Source organism: Companilactobacillus sp. HBUAS56275 (assembly GCF_036913655.1).
Lineage (GTDB): Bacteria > Bacillota > Bacilli > Lactobacillales > Lactobacillaceae > Companilactobacillus > Companilactobacillus pullicola.
Window position 1 is genome coordinate 168,702 of the sequence record NZ_JAYKKK010000003.1, and the last position, 22,799, is coordinate 191,500.

General features: G+C 35.3%; 17 protein-coding genes. 5 read left to right on the plus strand and 12 right to left on the minus strand.

What is annotated here, in order from left to right; translation table 11 throughout:
• Positions 1–12: 12 nt before the first annotated feature.
• Positions 13–1,206 carry a hypothetical protein gene (locus U8526_RS07310; protein ID WP_334341300.1) on the minus strand — a complete coding sequence of 398 codons (1,194 nt, stop codon included), beginning with the start codon at positions 1,204–1,206 and terminating at the stop codon, positions 13–15.
• 152 nt (positions 1,207–1,358) lie between these two features.
• Between U8526_RS07310 and U8526_RS07315 the strand changes: the two genes are divergently transcribed.
• Positions 1,359–2,690 carry a PTS sugar transporter subunit IIC gene (locus U8526_RS07315; RefSeq protein WP_334341301.1) on the plus strand — a complete coding sequence of 444 codons (1,332 nt, stop codon included), beginning with the start codon at positions 1,359–1,361 and terminating at the stop codon, positions 2,688–2,690.
• Between the two features lie 89 nt (positions 2,691–2,779).
• A complete protein-coding gene (locus U8526_RS07320) occupies positions 2,780–3,553 on the plus strand; it encodes a MurR/RpiR family transcriptional regulator (RefSeq protein ID WP_334341302.1) in 774 nt (257 codons plus the stop codon).
• Between the two features lie 574 nt (positions 3,554–4,127).
• Here the strand turns inward: U8526_RS07320 and U8526_RS07325 are convergent.
• The 3 genes from U8526_RS07325 to U8526_RS07335 form a co-directional block, all read right to left on the minus strand.
• A complete protein-coding gene (locus U8526_RS07325) occupies positions 4,128–5,060 on the minus strand; it encodes an AEC family transporter (protein ID WP_334341303.1) in 933 nt (310 codons plus the stop codon).
• 289 nt (positions 5,061–5,349) lie between these two features.
• Positions 5,350–6,633 (minus strand): RNA polymerase factor sigma-54, encoded by a 1,284-nt coding sequence (gene rpoN / locus U8526_RS07330; RefSeq protein ID WP_334341304.1) that lies wholly within the window; start codon positions 6,631–6,633, stop codon positions 5,350–5,352.
• Between the two features lie 118 nt (positions 6,634–6,751).
• On the minus strand, positions 6,752–7,342 hold the full coding sequence (locus tag U8526_RS07335; protein WP_334341305.1) for a TetR/AcrR family transcriptional regulator: 591 nt from the start codon (positions 7,340–7,342) through the stop codon (positions 6,752–6,754).
• Positions 7,343–7,482: 140 nt separating this feature from the next.
• Between U8526_RS07335 and U8526_RS07340 the strand changes: the two genes are divergently transcribed.
• A complete protein-coding gene (locus tag U8526_RS07340; RefSeq protein ID WP_334341306.1) occupies positions 7,483–10,035 on the plus strand; it encodes a YhgE/Pip domain-containing protein in 2,553 nt (850 codons plus the stop codon).
• A 311-nt stretch (positions 10,036–10,346) separates the two neighbouring features.
• Entirely contained in the window at positions 10,347–12,566 is a 2,220-nt protein-coding gene (locus U8526_RS07345) for a SpaA isopeptide-forming pilin-related protein (protein ID WP_334341307.1), read from the plus strand.
• 55 nt (positions 12,567–12,621) lie between these two features.
• On the opposite strand, the gene U8526_RS07350 is transcribed toward U8526_RS07345, so the two are convergent.
• The 8 genes from U8526_RS07350 to U8526_RS07385 form a co-directional block, all read right to left on the minus strand.
• Positions 12,622–12,831 carry a helix-turn-helix domain-containing protein gene (locus tag U8526_RS07350; protein ID WP_334341308.1) on the minus strand — a complete coding sequence of 70 codons (210 nt, stop codon included), beginning with the start codon at positions 12,829–12,831 and terminating at the stop codon, positions 12,622–12,624.
• Positions 12,828–13,301: a DUF2975 domain-containing protein gene (locus tag U8526_RS07355; RefSeq protein WP_334341309.1), complete on the minus strand. Its 474-nt coding sequence runs from the start codon at positions 13,299–13,301 to the stop codon at positions 12,828–12,830. Before U8526_RS07355 ends, U8526_RS07350 begins: the two co-directional genes overlap by 4 nt.
• An 85-nt stretch (positions 13,302–13,386) precedes the next feature.
• Positions 13,387–14,136, minus strand: a complete 750-nt coding sequence (locus U8526_RS07360) for an HAD-IIB family hydrolase (RefSeq protein WP_334341310.1) — start codon at positions 14,134–14,136, stop codon at positions 13,387–13,389.
• The gene (gene brnQ / locus U8526_RS07365; RefSeq protein ID WP_334341311.1) at positions 14,136–15,473 is read right to left on the minus strand and encodes a branched-chain amino acid transport system II carrier protein; all 1,338 of its coding nucleotides are present in this window, start codon (positions 15,471–15,473) and stop codon (positions 14,136–14,138) included. Before brnQ ends, U8526_RS07360 begins: the two co-directional genes overlap by 1 nt.
• Before the next feature lie 144 nt (positions 15,474–15,617).
• A complete protein-coding gene (gene ald / locus U8526_RS07370) occupies positions 15,618–16,742 on the minus strand; it encodes an alanine dehydrogenase (protein WP_334341312.1) in 1,125 nt (374 codons plus the stop codon).
• Positions 16,743–17,531: 789 nt separating this feature from the next.
• Entirely contained in the window at positions 17,532–18,539 is a 1,008-nt protein-coding gene (locus U8526_RS07375) for a glycoside hydrolase family 73 protein (protein ID WP_334341313.1), read from the minus strand.
• A gap of 395 nt (positions 18,540–18,934) precedes the next feature.
• Positions 18,935–20,512 carry a peptide chain release factor 3 gene (locus tag U8526_RS07380; RefSeq protein WP_334341314.1) on the minus strand — a complete coding sequence of 526 codons (1,578 nt, stop codon included), beginning with the start codon at positions 20,510–20,512 and terminating at the stop codon, positions 18,935–18,937.
• 93 nt (positions 20,513–20,605) lie between these two features.
• Positions 20,606–21,961 carry a hemolysin family protein gene (locus U8526_RS07385; protein ID WP_334341315.1) on the minus strand — a complete coding sequence of 452 codons (1,356 nt, stop codon included), beginning with the start codon at positions 21,959–21,961 and terminating at the stop codon, positions 20,606–20,608.
• Between the two features lie 129 nt (positions 21,962–22,090).
• On the opposite strand from U8526_RS07385, the gene U8526_RS07390 reads away from it, so the two are divergent.
• On the plus strand, positions 22,091–22,552 hold the full coding sequence (locus U8526_RS07390; RefSeq protein WP_334341316.1) for a hypothetical protein: 462 nt from the start codon (positions 22,091–22,093) through the stop codon (positions 22,550–22,552).
• Positions 22,553–22,799 lie beyond the last annotated feature (247 nt).

The window sequence follows — 22,799 nt, forward strand, 5'->3', positions numbered from 1 at the left end:
ACTTTTTACTATCTACTTATCATTTTTTATTTTTTGACATATTTTATCAACAAATTCATCAGCCATCCCTTTTAAAAAGACACTGTTATAACTTTCAAAATACTTGCCGAATTCCTGTTTGTCCACCGAATATCCTCGATAGTCATTTGCTAACGTTATTAAAATTGTCTTTTTAGAATCAACATTGCGAATCCTCTGCCCTAAATCATGTACTAACTCCCCTGGATAAGTGACAATTCTTAGCTCGGGGAATTCATATATATATGCACTCGTAGTGAAATGCGTATGTCCATAATATCTTATATGCTTGTACGTATCTAGAATTCCCTTTTTATTTTTATCTATTTCAAAATCACTTTTTATCTTAAGCCATAATTTGTTGGCTTCAGGAGACGTGATTGGATCGTAATTGCAGCTATATTTAACACTCTTAATACTAATATCTGTCAACTTTTCATCCACAAACTTATCGTTATTTAATGAACTCGTAATTAGATTGGCAATCCTTCTAACTTCTTCAAAAGTACTTTCCTTTCTCGTAAATCTGGTGCTAGTATCCCCACAATCAGCTAAGAAAATTATCGGTACTATACCTGTTTCTTTTTGATAATTTTGACGTATCTGCCCGATCAAATCTGAAGTTAATGATTTATTATTAACATTCATAACCGTCGGATGCGTTGCAATTGATAGTAAGGAATTAATTATTTTTCCATTTCTCCAAAACTTTAATTCAATTATTTCATCATTGAATGGAGCGTCTTTAATATTTCGATTGCCATAAGCTAAATGATTTACTTTTGAAATTGACATAGTAGCAGAAGCTTCTCTTTTTTTTGCTATTGCTTTCCCCACTGACACTACAACTTTATCCATAATCAATTGCCAATAGTTAGTATCAATTTTAGGATTATCTATTAATAAATCTGTTACTGTTGGACCTGAATGGGTATGTATCGCGGCAATAATTACTTGAGAACTATCAATATCATATTTTTCAGTAATCAATCTTTTTATTCTGTCTACTCTAAACCCTGGCAAAGCCACAATGTCTAAAGAAATAAGTAATAATTTAAATTTATTTTCTACATAAAGAACCGATTCAAATAGATCATCATGAACTGAATCGGAATAACGTGGAGTATATCCTTCCATCTGAACTCCAACATTCGGTGTTATTTTATCCATATCATAACCAATATACATAACACGGCCTCCTAATATCACTATCCATAGAATAGCACTTTTATGTCTTCTTTTGATATATTTATCTAAAATAATTTAATTATTGATTTTTATATCAAACGGTATATACTTGAAATCGTAAAGGCTTACATGTTTGTTTAGGAGGAAAAATAATGAAAACGTCTAATGCTTTTTTTGACAATTTTCAAAAAGTAATGAACGACAAAATCGTTCCTGTTGCCAATAAAATTTCTAATCAAAGACATTTGGCAGCATTGCGTGACGGTTTAACTAACCTAGTTCCATTCACTGTTATAGGTGGTCTTGCTTTAATGATCGCTAACCCACCTGTAAATTCTCAACTAGTTAAACCAACAAATTGGTTCAATGATTTTCTTTTGATGTGGATGCATTGGGCTAAAGCAAATTATGATTTACTAGCCACACCATATAATCTATCTATCGGTATTATTTCTATTTATGTTGTTCTTGGTGTCTCATATCGTTTAGCTCAACACTACAATATGACCGCATTTCCTAATTCTTTAGTTGCTTTAATGACCTTCTTTGCAGTCGCTGCTCCACCAACGACCTTTAAAGGAAAATTGATGATTGACACAACACAATTAGGTTCTAATACCATGTTTGCTGCTATTATCATTGGCCTACTCGTTATCGAAATTAACAGAGTACTGATAAAGCACAATATAACTATTAAAATGCCTAAAAGTGTTCCACCGGCAGTTGCTGCCCCATTCCAAGTTTTATTACCTTTATTGATCAATCTAATTATCTTCTTAGGACTTAATAATATAATGATGGCCACACTACATACAGGTTTAGCAGATGCCATTTTCGTGATTTTCCAACCATTGATGAAAGCCGGAGCTTCACTAATTTCCATGACTATTCTTGTCGAGATAGCTTTAATTTTCTGGTTCTTCGGTATTCATGGTGACAATATGATCAGTGCCGTTACAACACCTATCTGGACAGCCGGATTAGTTCAAAACTTACAAGAATATGCTGCACACAAACCATTAACAAATATCTATGTTGGTAATTTTACATTTATCTTTGGAGAAGCAATTGTTTACTTTGCCATCATGGTTAGCATGCTAGTCTTTGCCAAATCACCTCAGCTAAAATCATTATCACATGTTGCTTGGCCTGCCACTTTGTTCAACATCAACGAACCACAAGTTTTCGGTATTCCTACAGTTATGAACCTCTTCACATTTATTCCTAGTTTTATCTGTTTACTAATCGATATGCCAATTGCTTATTATGCAACCACTTTGGGCTTAATGAGTAAAACAGCTATGAGTGTTCCTTGGACATTACCTGCTCCACTTTACGCCATTATTTCTACACTTGATTGGCGTGCCGGAATTGTTTGGCTAGTAATTTTTGCCATTGACTTTGCCATAATTGCTCCATTTATGATTGCCTACGATCGTCAATTGATAAAAGATAATTCAGATGAAACAGCAACCGAAAAATAATAAAAGAAATCCTAGTATAAGATGTGCTTACTCATACTAGGATTTTTTATCGTGTTAAAATTAAAGAAAAAAGAATAGAAGAGAATGACATGAATTTAGAAGAGAGAATCGGAATATACTACACTTCATTAACTAAAAGTGAAAAAGACGTTTATCAGGCTGTTCTTGCTAATCCTAAAGGTATTATCAATAAATCAATTCAAGAGGCCGCTAAAACTTATAATGTATCTGCGGCTTCTATTCAAAGATTTGTTAAAAAGGTTGGTTATCGCGGTTATACTGAATTTCGTCTAGCTGTCGAAGATATCACTAATTCATCCAAGACCGATACTTCATCTGACAAAACGAACCTTTGGAAAATTATGAACGCTTATATTTCAACCTTCCAAACTCTTAAAGATATCAATATGGATAAAATCCTTTTTCAATTGGTAAATGATATTAAAGATTATTCTACTATCAAAGCTTTGGGAATCGGTAATACAGCATTGTCAGCGGAACAATTAGTTTATTCTATGTACTCTGAAGATAAGTTCATTGAGGCCGTTCAGGATAAAATAAAAATTGATTATCTAGAATCATCCATGGACTCTAGCTATTTATTGATTATCTTTTCAGTTACTGGCTCGGTCGACACTTATAAGAAAATAATGATGGCCGCCAAAAAGAAAAATGTCAAAACTTATTTGATAACTATGAACCAAGAATCTCCTTTATTAAAATTAACTCCAAACAAAATTGTTTTGCCTTCTACCAATATTCAAAACAATGACAATACCCTTTATCGTGTCGACAATCGAACAATTCTCTATAGTTTTGCTGAAGTAATCTCCTATTATTACGCTACTGCCCTTAATCGATAATTTTTAAACAAAAAAGATGGAACTTTCCTTAGGAAAATTCCGGTTCTTACTCAAACTTGGTTGTGGCGTAAACCTGCCGTCCTTCACAACAAGAAAATTTGACTAGAACGCCATGGCTGAATCTAGTTTTGTTTATTAATCATTGTAAAATTTAAATACTAAAAAACAGACTCTATTAAGAGATTCAAGCATATTTGCATGTCTTGAAATACTTAATGGGTCTGTTTTTGGTTTAGGATTTAAAAATTTCTATTTTAACCATGTAAGATTAGATGATATCTAATTGCTGTATTTTTTTCGATAATATTAGAAACGAATGTCTAGTCGGTAGTAAAAAATCTGTGGGCCCTAAGTGGTGAAATTCTACTTAGCTTGCGTAGCAAGGTTAGTAGAAGACCGGACTTGGAGATCCATGATTTTTCACGAAGTGGAAAATTATTAGCTTCAAGCCGTGTCCACCACGTTCCAGCGGCCCACAGATTTTTTGCGGACGACGGAATATTTCAACTACATCAGTTAGTATTAACGTTACAACCAAGTTTGAGTAAGAACCAAAATTTCATCTTTTTTTACTCTACAAAATATTACCTAAGGCAAAAATCAATGGTATCGTAACTAACGACAAAATGGTCGACAAACTCATTGCTGAGATGGCTGGTGCTGTATCATCGTGAACTTGTAAAGTGAATAATACTACCAATCCCGCTACCGGACAGGCGGCCATAACAATTGTTGTGTAGAATGCAATTCCGGTAACTCCAACTAAACGTAAAATCACAATACCCAAAATGGGAAATAGTAAATTACGAAATAGAATCGTCAATCCAATTTCTTTATTCAACATTTCTCTGGTGAATTTGATATTAGCCAAACTATTACCAATTACAATCATCGATAGTGGCGTATTTACAGAACCGATATCCTTAATAATTTGATTAGGAATACTTGGAATCTTTATTGAAAAGACAAAGAACAAAGCTCCAACTACAATCGCGATAATGTTAGGGTTCAACAAGACTTGCTTCCAGTTAGTTCTCTCAGTTGTACCACTATCATTATTTTTAAATAACGATACCCCTTGCGTCCAACTAAAAATGTTAAAAGCTGCTAGAGATACAACCGCAAAGAAAACACCTTTTGAGCCGAACAGCGAACTGATCAACGGGATTCCCATAAACCCGGCATTAGAATAAATACTACCGTATTGAGCGATTCTACTTAGATTACGATTCTTCAAGTGACCAAAAACGAGTTTGGCAATCACAATTTCGACTAGATATAAAATAATTACACCCGCAGCGGCCAGCAAAAATTGTTTGATTCGATCATTAGAATAAGGTTGCTCGAATGCATTGATAATTAAACATGGTGAAACAATATACAGTAAAACATTTGTTAAATCATTTGACGTCTGTGCATGCATAAATTTTAATTTGTTAATTAAAACCCCCACGAGCATTAAACAGAACATCAAAATAATTTGATTAATCAGTTGTCCAATATTCATTATTTTCCCTCTAGTAATACTTTAACTAAAGTTTTGTGCCAAAACAACAAACAGTAGCCACCTAAATTTGGTTTTGAGTAATAAACAAGAATAGCCCCTATTAGATACTCAGGTATATATCTTGAATATCTAATAGAGGCTATTTTTTTAATTTAAAATTCTTATTTGCTCACGTAGGACTAAAAATCCCTAAGACAATCACTATGAACCACATTTTTCGAAATGAAATGCAGTGAATTAAACAATCAAAGTAGGATTTAGTCCGGAGCAAAAACTTAAACACACGTCCTTACTTTCTTCGACGGCCAGTAGCTGGATATCCTAACTCTTCACGATACTTAGCCACAGTTCTACGAGCAATCTTCAAATTATCCTCGACTAATAAATTAGAAATCTTCTGATCGCTCAAAGGCTTCTTTTTATCTTCATTATCAATAATATTCTTGATCTTAGCCTTAACTTGATCAACTGACTTATCATCTTCGCCTACGTTTACCTTACTTCTACGTGAGAAGAATCTCTTCAATTCAAAAATACCAAAATCAGTTTGAATGTATTTACCGTTAATAGTTCTACTTACAGTTGATTCACTCAATTGAAGTTTTTGAGCAACATCCCTGATCAATAGTGGTTCCAATGCATTGGTTTCCTGCATAAAGAACTTATATTGTGCTTTCACAATACACTTACCAATAATGGAAATTGTTTCAATTCGACGCTGCAAATTATAATTTAACGACTTATATTGATTATATTTCTCATAAATATACTTTTTAACATCTTCATCAGTAGATTGCGACAAACGATCATAAGTCTCTTCAGCAAAAACAATCTGAGGTTGCCCATATTTAGTCACTGACAAAGTTAATTTGTCTTTATTTTTTTTGATTCTTAATTCAGGGACAACGTATTGTTCATTCTGTGAGGTATATCTTTGACCTGGATTGGCTGTTAATGACTGAATGAAATCAACATTTTTTTGTAACTCTTCATTTGATAATTTCAGTTTACGTTTCAATTGTTTCCATTCATGTTTAGCTAACATTTCAAAATTATCGCTCAACATTGACATTATTACAGGGTCAGCATTATCCGCCTCAGCTTGCAAATACAGACATTCCTGCAAATTTCTAGCACCGATCCCCGGTGGGTCCAATTGATGTAAAAGTGTCTTAGCATCTAATAACATAATTGGCGTGACATCTTTTAATTCTGCCAATATTTCCTTATCTGACATAGTTAAATAGCCATTTGGATCTAATTGCTCAATTAAGTAAACGACTAAATCACGTAAAGGTGTCTTTCGCATCGTCAATTGAACTTGATCCAAAAGATATTCAAATAGTGATTGTTGATCATCTTTAATTTGATATGAAGCTTGATTATTATTTTCAATAAATGGCATATCTAAATCAACATGTACATCAAATAGTGGGTTTTCCAAACTTTGTTCATTTAAGTATTCAGCTAAATCAATTGCATCTGATTGCAATACTAAAATTGATTGTCTCATTCCCTGTGTTAGAGACAAACCTTGAGTTTGCTTTTGGTTTAATTTTTGCTCTAATTCCATTAAATTCACACTCCCTCCGTTATTTTATTCAAAAATTCATAAGAATGTTTTTAGTCAAATATAATAACTAATATAATGATAGCGCTTTTTTAGATATTTGTATTTAGTCTCATCAACTTTATTTTTCCGATTGGCGATTTAAATCAATGAACGAGCTCAAGCCACTAGTATTTAAGCGAATCAAACGATTCCTGAACTCACTCTTATCTAATTGAACTAAACCGCTACTATATAAGCGAAACATCATCATCGTATTACGAATAAAAAAACTGGCGCAGATATATGAATCTAATTGTGATGTTCCATATTGATCTTGAATTGCTTGAGCAAAACCTTCAACTACCTTAGCTTCCACTTTCCGAGATAAAAAGCTGTAGTCCATTGAGGTCATCATAAAAGTATAAAACTCTCGTGATTGTTGGAAAAAGTTGAATACCCGATCAAAAATATAGCCTGGTTTGGCCAGACTATCCTTTAATGGTTGACCTGTAATCAATGTTAATAACTTATCGGCAATTTCATCAACGACAGTATTGGAAAAATCATCGATTGAATCATAGTGTAGATAAAATGTCTTACGATTTATTCCCGCTGTTTCAGTCAATTTCTTGACAGTAATGTCACGATAGCTACTGCCACTTGCAAGTTGTCTAAAAGCCGACTGTAATGCTTGATTAGTTTTCTGTACTCTTCGGTCAATTTTAGCCATTTATTTTCGCCTCTTTTAAGATAATACACACATTGTGTATTTATGTTGTGGAAATGAAATATCAATATGTTTATCATTTAAGCCACAGTTGAGTATTAATTCACGCCAACTATAACATATTTTCTAAAGGAGTAATACAAATGATCAAAGAGGAATGGAAATACCTGTTAAAACATAAGCTAATGGTGATTGTATTTGCAGTTATGATCTTTATTCCATCCATCTATTCTGTAACCTTTCTTAAATCCATGTGGGACCCCTATGGACAATTGAAAAATTTACCAGTTGCTGTCGTTAACAACGATAAGTCGGTGAATTATCAAGGAACAGATTTAAAAGTTGGAAAAGATCTTACAAAAAAGCTAAAGAATTCAAAGGATATGGACTTTCACATCCTCAATTCTCAGCAACAAGCGCAAAAAGGTTTGAGTGATGGCAAATACTATATGGTAATTACTATCCCTAAGAACTTTTCGCAAAACGCTACCACATTATTGAATACGAATCCTAAAAAGATGATCCTGCATTATGAAACCAGTGCCGGCCATAACTTCACAGCTTCTAAGATGACTGCTTCGGCTGCCCAACAAGCTGCTCAAGGTGTTTCTGAGCAAGTAACCAGGACCTATTCAAAAACTATGTTCCAAGCTCTCAAGCAAGTCTCAAAAGGTATGAATAAAGCCGCCACTGGCAGTCAAAAATTAACCACCGGTGGTCAAAAACTAGAGAGTGCTAACTCACAATTAACGACTGGACTCAACACTTTATCTGCCAGCACTTTAACTTTCAGTAACGGTGCTAACACTTTAAATCAAGGTTTAAGCCAATATATTTCAGGCGTTAATCAAGTTGCATCGGGTTCACAAACACTTTCAAACGGCATCCACCAACTGAATGACAAATCTCAAACTTTATCTACTGGAGTTAATCAACTAGCAAATGGCAGTAACACCTTGACTTCCGGCCTACAAAATTACACAAATGGCGTAACCAGTTTAAATACTGCTAGCAATAGTCTGTATTCAGGATCACAAGCCCTAAATAACGGAACTAATACTTTGGCTAATAGTTCGCAAACTTTGAACTCTGGATTAAGTCAATTACATCAATCTAGTCAAGAATTAACCGACAATCTTCAAAAGGTCAGCGATGGATTAAGTAATACCACACAGGTTCAAAGTTCCATTAAAAATCTCAAAGCACAACTTGCTGACAACAATAGTCAACAAGCCAACACTATCAAAAATGATTTGAGTTCTTTACAAAAGGCTATCGAATCTCAAGCTGACTCAAATAATCAAATGACCCAAAGTGTTTCTCAAGTCGCTGATCAGCAAGGATTAACTGCTGCTCAAAAGGCTGCTATCCTTAGTGCTGTCACTACTTCAAATGATAATAGTTTGAGTCAAATCACTGATACTCTGTCTAAAGATTTAACCAATCTTATGACCACCCAAGAAAGTGCAATATCACAATTAGATAGTCTTTCAAATAGTAATAATGATTTGACAACTGTTATTGAACAACTAGCATCTGGTTCTCAACAGTTAACAACACAACTGCAAAATGCATCATCTGGTATGAGTCAATTGAGTAATGGTCTTAATGAATTAAATGCCAATACAACTCAGTTAACTCAGGGTACTGCTCAATTGAATTCTGGTGTCACTCAATTAGTCAATAATAATTCCTCTTTAACTACTGGTGCCAATAATTTGAGTAACGGTATTAACTCACTAAATAATCAAATGCCAGCTTTGACATCTGGCGTTAGTCAATTGGCAACTGGTACTGATTCCCTTAACTCTGGAATCAGTCAATTAGTTACTAACGGAACAACTTTAACAAGCGGTGCTACTCAACTAGCTTCTGGAGCACAACAGATAAACAGTGGCTCCCAAGAACTAGTTTCTGGCTCCGAACAAATGGGTAGCGGAATCCAACAAGTAACTAATGGTAATAACACCTTAAATAAGGAATTAGTCGCTGGTGCTAAAAAATCCAATATCAAAGCGACTGACCTAACCTATGATCAACTAGCTAAACCGACGACTACCAAACATAAGGAAAGAGATACCGCACCAAATAATGGTACAGGAATGGCTCCTTACATGCTTTCCGTTTCACTATTTGTTGGTGCTTTGGCCTTTAACTTAATGTTTGATATCTATACTCCAAGAAAATTCCCACGTACTGGTGTCAGTTGGTGGGCCAGCAAATCAACAATCACTGGTGCTTTCGTATTCTTAGAAGCTATTGCCGTCTTTCTATTGTTAAGTGCCATCGACGGATTAGCCCCAGTTCGTCCTTTCTCAACTTTAGTTATGCTCATTTTAACGGGGCTGACTTTCATGTCGATTGTTTATTGGCTCAACCTAGTACTGGGAAAAGTTGGATCATTTTTAAGTATGATTCTTCTAGTTTTCCAATTAGGTGGCTCGGCCGGAACCTATCCAATTGAGTTATCAAATAAATTCTTTGAGACGATTCACCCTTGGCTACCAATGTCCTACAGTGTCGACGGTTTAAGACAGACACTAATGATTGGTGATTCGGCTGCATCCGATATGTTGACCCTTTTGGCAATCACCTTACTATTTTCACTTCTCAGCATTCTTTTCTTTATCAGAAGGAAAACTCATATTTCAGAAATTGACTACACTAAAGAAGCCGCTGAACACTCAATTGTTTAAAACAGATAGCAAAAAGTCTTCAAATCCATAGATAATATGTCTAAAGATTTGAAGACTTTTTTCTTGTGTTTCAAGAATCGGTCTACTTCAATAATTCCATTATGTAAACAATCACTAATAAGTGGTCTAATTTTTTTACTATTATAAAGCACCGATTTATACTCTAGGCGTAAAAAAGAACATAGCTTTAACCGTTCAAACAATAAGCCTAATAAAAGCGAAAGGATACTGGCTTATTGCTTTTTTACAATAGTTTAATGAGTTTGTGCAGACTGAAAATCTAACATACTCTTTCAATGGAGATGTATAAAATGAAAAAATCGCTGCTTTATATAACTTTAGTCGGATTGGTTTTAACATTTTTGCTGATCTTTGTGCCTAGTGGGCAAACTGTAAGAGCTGCAACAACCTCACAAGCTGATTCATCCTCAACTTTGAAAACTACAGATCCTTCTGTTAGTTCAACAACGACCAAAGCTTCCACTGATCCAGTCATTACGCCCCGTTTTATTGAAGGCCTTACTGGATTAAACGGTGAAGATGCGGTTGTTACTGATATCAATGGTAATCCTGTTGGACCTAACGATAATTTGTATACTTGGTTGAACTTCAACGTTAACTATAATTGGAGTATTCCCGACGGTGTCCAAATCAATGCCGGCGATACATCTGATTTTGAACTCCCTAACGGAATAGTAGCTTCCGGTGATTTATCATTCCCTATCTACGATTCCAATAGCGTTCAAATTGGTACTGGTACCATCAAAAATGGTGAAACTACTGGTACAATCACTTTCAATGATGCTTTATCTAATACTTCAATCAACCGTAAAGGTACATTGACCCTTATTGGTAAAGGTACTAATACTGGTAATGAAAATGAAGGTATGAATTGGATGTTCAATAAAGTTGGCTGGGTTGCTGGTTATGATCAAAACAATGTTCCTAACGAACTAACTTGGAATATTGCCTTTAATCCTAATGAACACAATCTAAGCAACGTTGTTATCCGAGATACTCTTGGACCTAACGAAGAATATATCCCTGGCTCTCTAACCGCTATCGGTGGTTCTTACCAAAATGGTGGTTTCGTAAGCAATGGTCAACAATTGACACCTAATGTCACTGTTAACGGAAATGTTGTTGAAATTAGCTTCCCTGGAAATGTTACAACAGCTGTTGATATTTATTACAGAGTCAAAGTTACACCTAATCCTGATGGCACTAACACTTGGACTAACCACGCTACAATGGGTTCAAGCGAAGGTAATTATTCCGTCGACTCCAGCACATCTTGGGGTGGTAGTGGTACCGGTAATGGTGAAGAAGTCGGAACCATTAAACTTACAAAGACTGATTCCATTTCTGGAAAACTTTTAGCTGGTGCTGAATACGAATTAAAGGATAGCAATGGCAATGTCATCATTTCTAATGCTACAACAGACGAAAATGGTGTAATTAATATTAAAAATTTGCCACTCGGCACATATACTCTCACTGAAGTAAAAGCTCCTGAAGGTTATGAATTGAATACAACACCAATCGTTGTTACAGTTCCTTCAGCCTCTGATGGTTCATTGAATATCGATCTTTCTGAGACTGACGAACCATTCACTGGTAACGTAACATTGACCAAAGTTGATTCAGTAAGTAATAAGCTTTTGCCTGGTGCTGTATATAATTTACTAGACGCAAACAAAAACGTTATCCAAAGCGATTTGACAACTAACGAAAATGGTCAAATCAATGTTACTGGCTTACCTGTCGGAACATATTATTTTGTTGAAACTAAAGCCCCTGAAGGCTATGAATTAAATGAAGAACCAATAGAATTTAGTATTACTGCTAATGCAACAACAGAACTAGGTGCTAGAGATGTTGAAGAAGAAACACCTCCTGTTACAAATCCTGGCGAACCCGGTACTGAAAACCCTGGTACTGAGAATCCTGGCACCACAAATCCTGAAGAACCTGAAAATCCTGGTACTGAGAACCCCGGCACTACAAATCCTCCTGTTAAACCTGAAGAACCTGAGAACCCTGGTACTACAGAACCTCCCGTTAAACCCGAAGAACCTGAAAAACCCGGTACTACAGAACCTCCTGTTAAACCTGAAGAACCTGAAAAACCCGGTACTACAGAACCTCCTGTTAAACCTGAAGAACCTGAAAAACCCGGCACTACAGAACCTCCTGTTAAACCCGAAGTTCCTGAAATACCTGGTACCACAGTTCCTGTTAAACCAGAAATACCTGGAACCTCTACACCATCAACTAAACCTGAAAATCCTAGTGCTATAACTCCTGCACCAAGTCCTGACGAAGTTATCCCACCAATTAATACCAATAACAGTGGTAATAATAGTGGAAGCATAGGTACTATTGGTACTGTTGCTTCTAAAGGATCAAGTTCAGCAACTGGTCAAAGAAGATTCCCTCAAACTGGTAATGACAGTGGTCTATTCATGGCAATTGTGGGATCATTCCTAGCTCTATTCTTAATTCTTAAACATTTAATTAAGAACCTATAACCAAATAAAAAATCTCTGAATTACTTTCAATTAAGCAATCCAGAGGTTTTTTTGTCTATTCATCATCTACAGTATATTCCAAAATATCGCCTGGCTGACATTCCAAAACCTGACAAATTTTTTCTAATGTTGAAAAACGAATCGCTTTAGCACGATTGTTCTTCAGGATAGAAATATTAGCTTGAGTGATTCCCACCTTTTCTGCCAATTCTACGACCGTCATTTTCTTCTTTAACAACATAAAATCCAAATTAACTTTTATCATATCGTCAAATCATTTTCATCCTTCATTTTAATAGAATTATCCAAAATCTGTTCCATCGTATAAACAAAAGTAGCTATGGCTAGAGGTAAGAATACAACTGCACCCACAATAATAATTAGCCCCGGTGCATCTCCATGATCAGCTGTATAGTAGACAAACGGCATAATACCTAACAAGATCACAAATTCAGCGATAAATAAATAACGAATCATCTTAACTGCATGTAAAGCGATTTTACTGAAGAAAGCCCGCTGATCAATTAAAAGGAAGATTCTAAATAAATAATAACTAATACCAAAAATTACTAAACAACCTAAGAACAAAGAACTAGCTGTTAAAATTTGTAATCCAAAAATTGAGCTCTCTTTAATAGACGAAACGATTCCCATTGTTAAAGTAAAAACAAAAAATAAGACAAACAAATCGATAATAGCTGTAACTAATTTTAAAAATATCGTTTTAATCTTCATGCTAAAATCTCCCATCAATTATTAATGGTATTTTAGCATTTTGCATATCGATAAACAATATGTCTATATTGATTATCAATGTAAATTAAATAAAACTTTTAATAAGTTGTGCTACTTTTTCACTATTAGCTTCACAAATAACGTCTGCTTTTTTACCAAAATTCAACAGTGACGGCTTACTATTAATCCAAACACTCTGTTGAGCTTCACCTAACATTTCCAAATCATTGCGATCATTACCAAAGGCTATGAATTTATCAACTTGTAAATAGTCCAAAGTATAGGCTTTGTTAATATTCTGTGATGTAATATCAACTGTTCCCTCACCAGCCAAACCAATAGGATTCAGAGTCGTCTTTTCCTTAATAAGGGTCATTAACTTTTCCTGCAAAGAGTTATCCAAATTAACAAAAATTGTTTTAATCGGTTCAACAATTTCCTCCAGAGCAACCTGTTTAGCTAAATTTTTGGGATCAATCATTTTTTCAATAAAACTTTCTTGAGTAATTCTAGATGAATAATTCCAACTACCATCGACTATATAATCTAACTGAAATTCATTAATCAACTCTTTTAAGAAATCATAGTACTCAAGGTCTATTTTGGAAATTACTCTAACTTTTTGATCTATTGAAATCATGGCACCATTAGCGCCAATTAATTTTTGATTCGTAAAGGTAGGAATCATTGGTAAAAGATCTCTGATTGGTCGTGCCGAAGCAAAAATAACTTCATTCCCTGCCGCAATCAAATCGTCAATAGCGGAATTGATCACTGGAGCAATTGTTTCACCATCAAAACTCAAAGTTCCATCAACGTCAAAGATATATTTCATTAATTTTTCTCCTGATATTTATTCACTATAAAGCCAATTATTAATCCAACTAGAGCTGGAATTACCCAACCCAATCCTAATGAAGCTAGTGGTAAATAACTATTCCAATGTAATACAGTTTGAATAAAACTAACGTTTTTCAAAGTTTCTGGTAAAGCATCCACCCCCGCAAATAACGATGGGATAATTGTAAATAAAGTTGTCATACCAAAGATCCATCTCGATTCACCAATCAATGGTGTTAAAACTGCCACAATAATCAAAACGATGGCTAGAGGATAAAGGAACATCAAAACAGGTGTCGAATAATTGATCAACCTTGTTAAACCGATGTTGGCAATCAAAAATGAAATCACACCAACAACAATTAAAGTAATCTGATATTTAAATTTAGGAAACATCTCTTCAGCAGTTTCGCCAAAAGCAGTTGTCAATCCAATTGAGGTTTTCAAACATGCAATAATGGCAATTAAGGCCAACAACAAACTACCAAAAGAACCGAAGTAATAATTGAAGACTTGTGCCAGAGTTACGCCTCCATTAGAAGCCAATGGCAATTTAGCTACACTCATCGTTCCAATCAAAGCTAAGAATCCATAGATTACACCCATGATCACAACACTGATCAAACCTGATTTGATTGTATCTTTAGCAATTTGTCCAGGATGTGTAATTCCAAGCGACTTGATCGTATCAATTACCACAACTCCAAAAGCTAACGAAGCCAAAGCATCCATCGTATTGTATCCTTCAGTGAATCCTGTCAGAACTGGACTTACTGCGTACTCATTTTGAGGAATCGCATGTAAATTTCCCATCGGTTTTACGAACGCTGTTACGATCAAGATCCCTAATAACACTAGAAAAATTGGTGTTAACCACTTACCGACATAAGTCATCAACTTACTAGGTTTTCGTGCCAACAGCCAAGTTACTCCAAAGAATATTGCTGAAAAGATCAACAACACTAAACTCTGATGATCCTTATCAACAAATGGTGCAATTCCTAATTGAAATGAAATCGTCGCCAACCGTGGAATCGCAAATAACGGTCCCATAGTTATATAAAGTAAAATTGTAAAAATATAAGCAAACGGCCGATTAACTTTACCTGCTAAATCAAAGACACTGTTACTGGCTGTAATCCCCATACTAGCAACACCTAAAAGCGGTAACCCCACTCCTGTGATCAAAAGGCCAATAATAGCCCAGCCAACATTGCTCCCGGCTTGCTGGCCTAGAAAAACTGGAAAAATCAGATTTCCAGCTCCAAAGAACAGTCCAAATAACATTGAACCAATGAAGAATAAATTTCTCCAAGTTAATTTTGTTTTCATCAAATCACTCTCTTAATTAAACTCATCTAAATATCATAATAAAATCGGCCTTTTGGCACAATAAATAATATCAATTTTGGCAAAAAAAATCACTTCACAATTGTTGGGACAACCTCCCACAATCATGAAGTGATTAAATTTTGACTAACTAAACTCTGGTTTTAATAATATTTCTCTTAAATCAGCAAATGGCATTTTCAAACTGTCGGCAACCGCTGCTTCAGTTAATGAACCATGATAAGTATTAACTCCTGTAGCAATTGTCTTGTTAGCACAGGCGTTTACGATTCCTTCATTAGCAATCTTGACTGCGTACGGCATCGTTTGACTGGATAACGCTTCAGTAGCTGTTCGTGGTACTGCACCGGGAATATTAGCAACCGTGTAGTGAACCACGCCATAAGATAGATATACCGGATCATCATGGGTCGTTGCTTTAATACTAGTTTCAAACAATCCACCCTGATCAATCGGAATATCAACAACAACCGATCCCGGTTCCATCGATTTTATCATGTCCTCAGTAACCAATTTAGGAGTGACCGCACCAGGAATAAGTACCGCTCCCACCACTAAATCAGCTTCCTTAACACTTTTAGCAATATTCTGTTGGTTCGACATCAAGGTATGAATCTTACCATTAAAAATTCTTTCTAACTCAGCTAAACGATTGGCATTAATATCTAAAATCGTAACGTCAGCGCCCATACCGATAGCAATCTGTGCGGCGTTCATACCTACCGTACCACCACCGATAATAGTGACCTTACCCTTTCTAACACCCGGAACACCACTTAAAAGTAATCCCTTACCCTGATGTGGTTCTTCCAAAAAGTGAGCTCCCACTTGTACTGCCATTCGACCAGCAATTTCACTCATTGGAAATAGTAATGGCAAATCACCTTTGGGTCCAACCATAGTCTCGTAGGCAACTCCAGTAACATTTTTCTTTAATAATTCAGCTGTTAATCTCTCATTTGCGGCTAAATGTAAATACGTATAAATTATTTGATCCGGTTTAAAGTATTGATATTCAGATTCAATCGGTTCCTTAACTTTAATGATCATTTCTGAATTCCAAACGTCTCCAACTGCACCAATTTGTGCCCCTGCATTAATATACTGCTGATTGGTGTAACCCGAGCCCAGTCCCGCGTCCTCTTCAACAATAACCGTGTGACCGGAATTAACTAATTCAGAAACTCCATTGGGATCAGCACCCACACGTTCCTCTCGATTCTTTAGTTCTCTAGGTATACCAATTTGCATAAAAATAGCCTCCTTTTTGTGAAATAATTATCAATATAATATACCATATCATATAAACAACTTTTCCACAAAGAAAGCTGGGATAGTGTAAAATTGCCGTCCTCCACAAAAACTGGGAATGCTGTTGGAACGCTATGGGCGCGATTTTGAACTAATTATTTTACACTTCGTGCAAAATAATGGATTTCAAAAGTCGGCCTTATTGTAATCGGCAAAGCCGATAACAATAATTTCATAGCTGAACGCATTCCCAGTTTTTGCTCCGGACTAAAGAGTTCTTCTGTTGTATGACTTGAAAAGTATTTAATCCAGTATCTTTTCTGTTTAAAAATTACTTTTGAATCAAAAAGGAATGTCGACATAACCAATATTATATTGATGAGTATGGATGCTTCTCTTTATCACTGATAATTTTGAAAGATGGAAAAATATTTATTGGTCTGAAATAAATGGACATTGACGATATTACAACCATTTTCAAATGGAAAGATAATGAATCAAACATTTTTCTCAAACTAAAAAACAAAGCTGGATTTAGTCCGGAGCAACAAGAAAATTGGCCCAGCCATGAAATTTACCTTGGCAATTTATTGCCTAGGTAAAGGCCGAACTCTAAGATCCATGATTTTGCACCAAGTGCAAAATTATTAGCTTAAAGTCGTGCCCATGGCGTTCCGGCCAAATTTTCTTGTTGTGGAGGACGGCACCTTAAGCACATCCATCACCCACCATCCATCCAATAAAAAAGACACCCTCATAAAAGGATGTCCGAAATTATAAAATAAAAATCTATTTAACAACGTATGTGTCTTGTACCCATTCGTTAGTAGCAACACGATAATATGTGTGACCATTAAGAACTTTAGTTTGATCTGTTTGCCATGGTGTGTTGTTACCCAAAGCACGATTAGTAATTAGTGAGAATGTACCATCACTTTGTAAAGCAAGTAATCTTACATAAGGACTGGCACTATTCTTAACAGTAATAACACCCTTTTGATCACTTTGTGAACCACTGTTTGTTTCAGCAGAACCATCATACTTAGTCAAGTTGTAAGTTGCAATGATGTTATTCAATGAAGATGCATAGTTAGGAGCTGTTGCATATCTACCTTGTAGCCATGCAGTAGCATCTTTGTATGAACTTGTATTTTCTTTCCATGTACCCTTGTAATAACTTGAGTTCCATGAAACACCATTACGAAGTTTGTCACCATTGTCTAAGAATGATTCATAGTAACTAGGATATTTTCTGAAGTTAGCATAGATTGTATACCAACCCTTTGAAACACTGTATTCAGATGTAGGCATTGTTACATAAGCGCCGTTATAGTCACCCTTAATACCAAACAAGTTATGACCTTGAGTAGCTAATGTTGAAGCTCCCCAACCACTTTCTAGAATAGCTTGTGCCAACATTACTGATGTATAAAGGTTATACTTTGCAGCAGCTTTTTGAGCCATTGGAACAGCTTCATTTAAGAAAGCTTGTTGTTGTGAAGATGATAAACCTGAAGCAGCTTGTACAATTGCAGTTGCTCGTGCTGCTGCATATGGTGATTCACTAGCAGCTTGCACAATTGATGAGTTAGCAACAGTTGTATCAGCTTTTTTTACGTCAGCGCCAGCAATGACGTTTTCTTTATTATCTTGTGATTTGTTATTTACTTGTTCTGTATTTGTGTCAGATGCTGTAGAATCCGCATCGGTTGTAGCAGCTGAAACTACAGAAGGTGTAGCGGTTGCAGCCAATGTTCCAAGTACCAAGGCACTTGTAATTAGATTTTTTTTAGACATAGAATGTTTCCCCTTAATAAATAATCTAGTTATAGACTACTATTTACAAAAATTAGTTTCAATAAAACCCGGATTTTGTAACAAGAATTAAACATTCGAAAATAAATTGTAATTTTTTGTCACTTGACATTAAGAAAATCTTAAGAAATTTAAGACTTCTTTATGCCAAATAAACCAATTACATCTTTTCCAAAAGAAATTGGATAACAAATTCCATAAAAATGAAATGTTCAATTGAATAAACTCATTGGTAGCCAAATTAATTTTTAAAAAAATAACGAGAGTAATCCCCTGTTTGTACGCTATCCAGGCTTTGTCACCGGCCTCCTTTATATGTGATTTTTTACACTACCATAAAAATTTTACAATAAAAAAAACCGCCATTCAGCGATTTCTTATAATTTTGAAGTTAACTTAACATTTGGATACTTATTAGCAAACCAATTTTCAGCAAACTTATTTTCAAAGAGGAATAGTGGTTGATCATCCATGTCTCTCACTAACATATTTCTAGTTGATGACATTGATGGATCTAATTGTTCTGGATCGACCCATCTAGCAATTCTAGAACCAATTGGCTTCATTACTACGTCACTATTATACTCGTTCTTCATTCTAAATTGGAAAACTTCAAATTGAAGTTGACCAACGGCACCTAAGATATAATCGTTAGTCGTATATTTCTTATACAACTGAACAGCACCTTCTTGAACTAGTTGTTGCATCCCTTTATGGAATGACTTCTGTTTCATAACGTTCTTAGCTTGAACTTCCATGAACATTTCTGGTGTAAATTGTGGTAAATCTTCAAATTGAATTGCTTTCTTACCAGTGTAAATTGTATCGCCAATTTGGAAATTACCGGTATCGTACAAACCAACGATATCACCAGCAACGGCAGTCTTAACTGTTTCTCTTTGATCTGACATGAATTCAGTAGCATTGTTCAAACGCATAACTTTGCCAGTTCTTTGTAATTTAACATCCATTCCACGAACGAATTCGCCAGAACAAATTCTCACGAAAGCAATTCTATCACGGTGATTAGGATTCATATTAGCTTGGATCTTGAAGACAAAGCCAGAAAACTCTGGGTCATCTGGTTTAACGACTTCATCACTGTCATTTTCTTTGTGAACACTTGGAGCTGGAGCTAGATCTAAGAATGTGTTCAAAAATGTTTCAACACCGAAATTAGTCAACGCTGAACCAAAGAAGACAGGAGTTTGATCACCGGCAAGAATCTTATCAAGATCGAATGTATTACCGGCTTCCTTGATCAAATCAACTTCACCAAGAGCTTGTTCATACACGCCCTCTTCTTCAATTGGGTTATGCTCAGCCAATTTACCTTCTTCATTCAATGGCAAGAAACGATCATCGCCGTCTTTTCTGTAGAGTTCCAAACGGCTGTTACGCATATCGTAAAGTCCCTTGAGTTCCTTACCCATACCGATAGGCCAGTTCATAGCGACCCCTTCAATATTCAAAAGATCTTCTAGTTCAGCAATCAGATCAAGTGGATCACGACCATCACGGTCCAACTTGTTCATAAATGTGAAGATAGGAATACCACGTTTTTTAACAACCTTAAACAATTTCTTAGTTTGAGGTTCGATACCTTTGGCAGAGTCAATTACCATGACAGCAGCATCAACAGCCATCAAAGTACGATAAGTATCTTCAGAGAAATCCTCATGTCCTGGTGTATCCAGAATATTAATATCCTTATCGTGATAATGAAATTGCATTACGGAACTGGTAACAGAGATTCCACGTTTCTTTTCAATTTCCATCCAGTCACTAGTTGCAAATTGACCAGACTTCTTAGCTTTAACAGTACCTGCTGAACGGATAACCCCACCAAAATAAAGCATTTGTTCAGTAATAGTTGTCTTACCAGCATCCGGGTGAGAGATGATAGCAAAGGTTCTACGTTTATTTACTTCTTGTTCTAATTGTTTTTGATCCATATTTTATCAACACACAAAACAATCTGCCTTGTGTACCTTTTCCTCCATACATACTTATAATTATAATTTTTCATCGAAAAAAAAGAAATACAGTTAGTATTTCTTTTTGAACATGTTTGTAGTAACGGCTTTCAACTTACTGTCTGGCACAGTTACAATAACATTTTCAATTCTTGAACCACTTAGTTCGCCAGATGTAATAACTGTTCCATCTTTTAACTCAAATGATTTGGGATGTTTAGGATCAGGAATCTCACCAATATTCATGATTAGATAACCTGCAATCGTATCAACATCTTCTACTTGAATTTCTTCTTCAAATAATTCGTCAAAATCCTCAATTGTCATTAAACCAATAACAGAGAACTTATTGGCACCTAGACGTTGGAAATTCTTTGTTACGGGATCATATTCATCATCAATTTCACCAACGATCTCTTCCAAGATATCTTCAATCGTAGCTAAACCAACAATTCCTCCATATTCATCAACTACCATAGCAATCTGAGTCTGTGTACTACGCATCTTTAACAGTAAAGCATCAATATTAGTTGCTTCAGGAACAAACAGTGGTTCTTTCATAAGTGATTTCAAATTAATATTCTCAAAACCAACTTCACGCGACCTTTTCAAAAGATCCTTGATGTGAACGATTCCGATAACATTATCCTTGTCGCCACCGTATAGTGGAATTCGGGAATAAGGTTGATTTAAAATTGCGTCAATATTTTCATCGACCGGATTATTGATATCAATCATGAATGTATCTGTTCTTGGCGTCATGATTTCACGCGCCGTCTTATCGCCAAAACGAATGATTCCTTGTAACATCTGATACTCATCAGAATTAATCGTTCCACTATTACGTGACTTACGTAAGGTCGCAATCATTTCATTTCTAGTGATAGGATCGTCTTTTTGACTGAAATCTATCGGAGTAATTTTCGTCAACATATTGATGGTTTTATCTAGTAACCATACGAATGGACGTAAAATTTTTCCAACAAATCTTATAAAAGGTTCAGTAAAACTGGCTACCTCGTAAGGCTTTTGTAACGCTACTCGTTTCGGATACAATTCTCCGAAAACTAAAGTAATAAAAGATAAAATTATCGTTATAATGATAATTGAAATCTCGTGACTGCCTGGAAATGTACCAATCAAAGATTCTACCCTTGTACTTAAAGTAGTTGCCGCACTAGCTGATGACAAGAAGCCTGCTAAAGTAATAGCTACTTGGATCGTAGATAGGAACTTATTGGGATTATTAATCGCCTGTAATATTTTCTGAGCTCGTTTATTATCGCTCTTTGCTTTTTCCTCAACAGAGGTCTTATTAACAGAAACTATCGCCATTTCGCCTGCTGCAAAAAAAGCATTTAATAATGTCAAAACTATTATTAAAATCAGCTGCCCGGAAAGCGACGCTCCAGAAGAGTCACCACTCATTTAACTCGCACTCACTTTCATTTCTAAACTTGAACATAAACAAAACAATTATAACAGGTGTTTATGTATTCAACAATAAAGCTTTTTCATGTTAGAATAAGAACATCATTATATAGGGAGAAATCAAAAATGTCTAATAAAAAAATTTCCATCATCTATCTATTCTTTTTCATCATCCCTTATATCCTTTGCTTATCGATTATTGGCGTATCGTATAACTCATTGGTACTACATGCTTTGACTTGGAGAATCGTTGTTGGTGGAGTCGTGGGAGCTTTTGGTATGTTTGCTGTTAAGGTCATTGCTCAACGTCCTGTTTTGATCATGTACCGTAGCTCAACTCGAAAAATCCTAAAGGATCTGCTTCGTTTCTTTGTTCTCGAGCGTAACAAATTAGTAATCGGTGCTAATCTTTTTGTTGATTTTTGGTTATCAATGTTAAGCATTTATCTCATTGCACGCTTCCTACCCTTGAATTTAATTCTTGGTCGTACGCTTGGCTGGTTAGTCTTCTTATTGATGATATCATTGACTTTAGCGTCATATTTGGAATTCGAATCACTTTCGATTTATACAGAAAAAAAGAAATAAAGCTTGACTAATTATTTTTTTAATTGTAAATTTGAGACATCTTAATTGCAGGAGGAATTTGACATGTTGAATTTTAATTTAGAAAACACTAAATCATGTTGTTGTGTAGTAATTGACAAAAATTACTATACTTTTTCGACATGTCTAATACCACTCAATTGATAAACAAGTAGTGTAAACTGTAAATATCAAGAGGAGTTGACATTAGTCAGCCCCTCTTTTTTGTTTGCCTGACTTAGAAAGGAGA

Excerpts from the sequence above, each read along its gene's own strand:
- U8526_RS07355 (WP_334341309.1), bottom strand. The coding sequence starts at position 13,301 with ATGAAGATTAAAACGATATTTTTAAAATTAGTTACAGCTATTATCGAT.
- U8526_RS07385 (WP_334341315.1), bottom strand. The coding sequence starts at position 21,961 with ATGAGTGGTGACTCTTCTGGAGCGTCGCTTTCCGGGCAGCTGATTTTA.
- brnQ (WP_334341311.1), bottom strand. The coding sequence starts at position 15,473 with ATGAAAACAAAATTAACTTGGAGAAATTTATTCTTCATTGGTTCAATG.
- U8526_RS07340 (WP_334341306.1), top strand. The coding sequence starts at position 7,483 with ATGATCAAAGAGGAATGGAAATACCTGTTAAAACATAAGCTAATGGTG.
- U8526_RS07380 (WP_334341314.1), bottom strand. The coding sequence starts at position 20,512 with ATGGATCAAAAACAATTAGAACAAGAAGTAAATAAACGTAGAACCTTT.
- U8526_RS07325 (WP_334341303.1), bottom strand. The coding sequence starts at position 5,060 with ATGAATATTGGACAACTGATTAATCAAATTATTTTGATGTTCTGTTTA.
- U8526_RS07315 (WP_334341301.1), top strand. The coding sequence starts at position 1,359 with ATGAAAACGTCTAATGCTTTTTTTGACAATTTTCAAAAAGTAATGAAC.
- rpoN (WP_334341304.1), bottom strand. The coding sequence starts at position 6,633 with ATGGAATTAGAGCAAAAATTAAACCAAAAGCAAACTCAAGGTTTGTCT.
- U8526_RS07375 (WP_334341313.1), bottom strand. The coding sequence starts at position 18,539 with ATGTCTAAAAAAAATCTAATTACAAGTGCCTTGGTACTTGGAACATTG.
- U8526_RS07320 (WP_334341302.1), top strand. The coding sequence starts at position 2,780 with ATGAATTTAGAAGAGAGAATCGGAATATACTACACTTCATTAACTAAA.
- U8526_RS07350 (WP_334341308.1), bottom strand. The coding sequence starts at position 12,831 with ATGATAAAAGTTAATTTGGATTTTATGTTGTTAAAGAAGAAAATGACG.
- U8526_RS07360 (WP_334341310.1), bottom strand. The coding sequence starts at position 14,136 with ATGAAATATATCTTTGACGTTGATGGAACTTTGAGTTTTGATGGTGAA.
- U8526_RS07335 (WP_334341305.1), bottom strand. The coding sequence starts at position 7,342 with ATGGCTAAAATTGACCGAAGAGTACAGAAAACTAATCAAGCATTACAG.
- ald (WP_334341312.1), bottom strand. The coding sequence starts at position 16,742 with ATGCAAATTGGTATACCTAGAGAACTAAAGAATCGAGAGGAACGTGTG.
- U8526_RS07390 (WP_334341316.1), top strand. The coding sequence starts at position 22,091 with ATGTCTAATAAAAAAATTTCCATCATCTATCTATTCTTTTTCATCATC.
- U8526_RS07310 (WP_334341300.1), bottom strand. The coding sequence starts at position 1,206 with ATGTATATTGGTTATGATATGGATAAAATAACACCGAATGTTGGAGTT.
- U8526_RS07345 (WP_334341307.1), top strand. The coding sequence starts at position 10,347 with ATGAAAAAATCGCTGCTTTATATAACTTTAGTCGGATTGGTTTTAACA.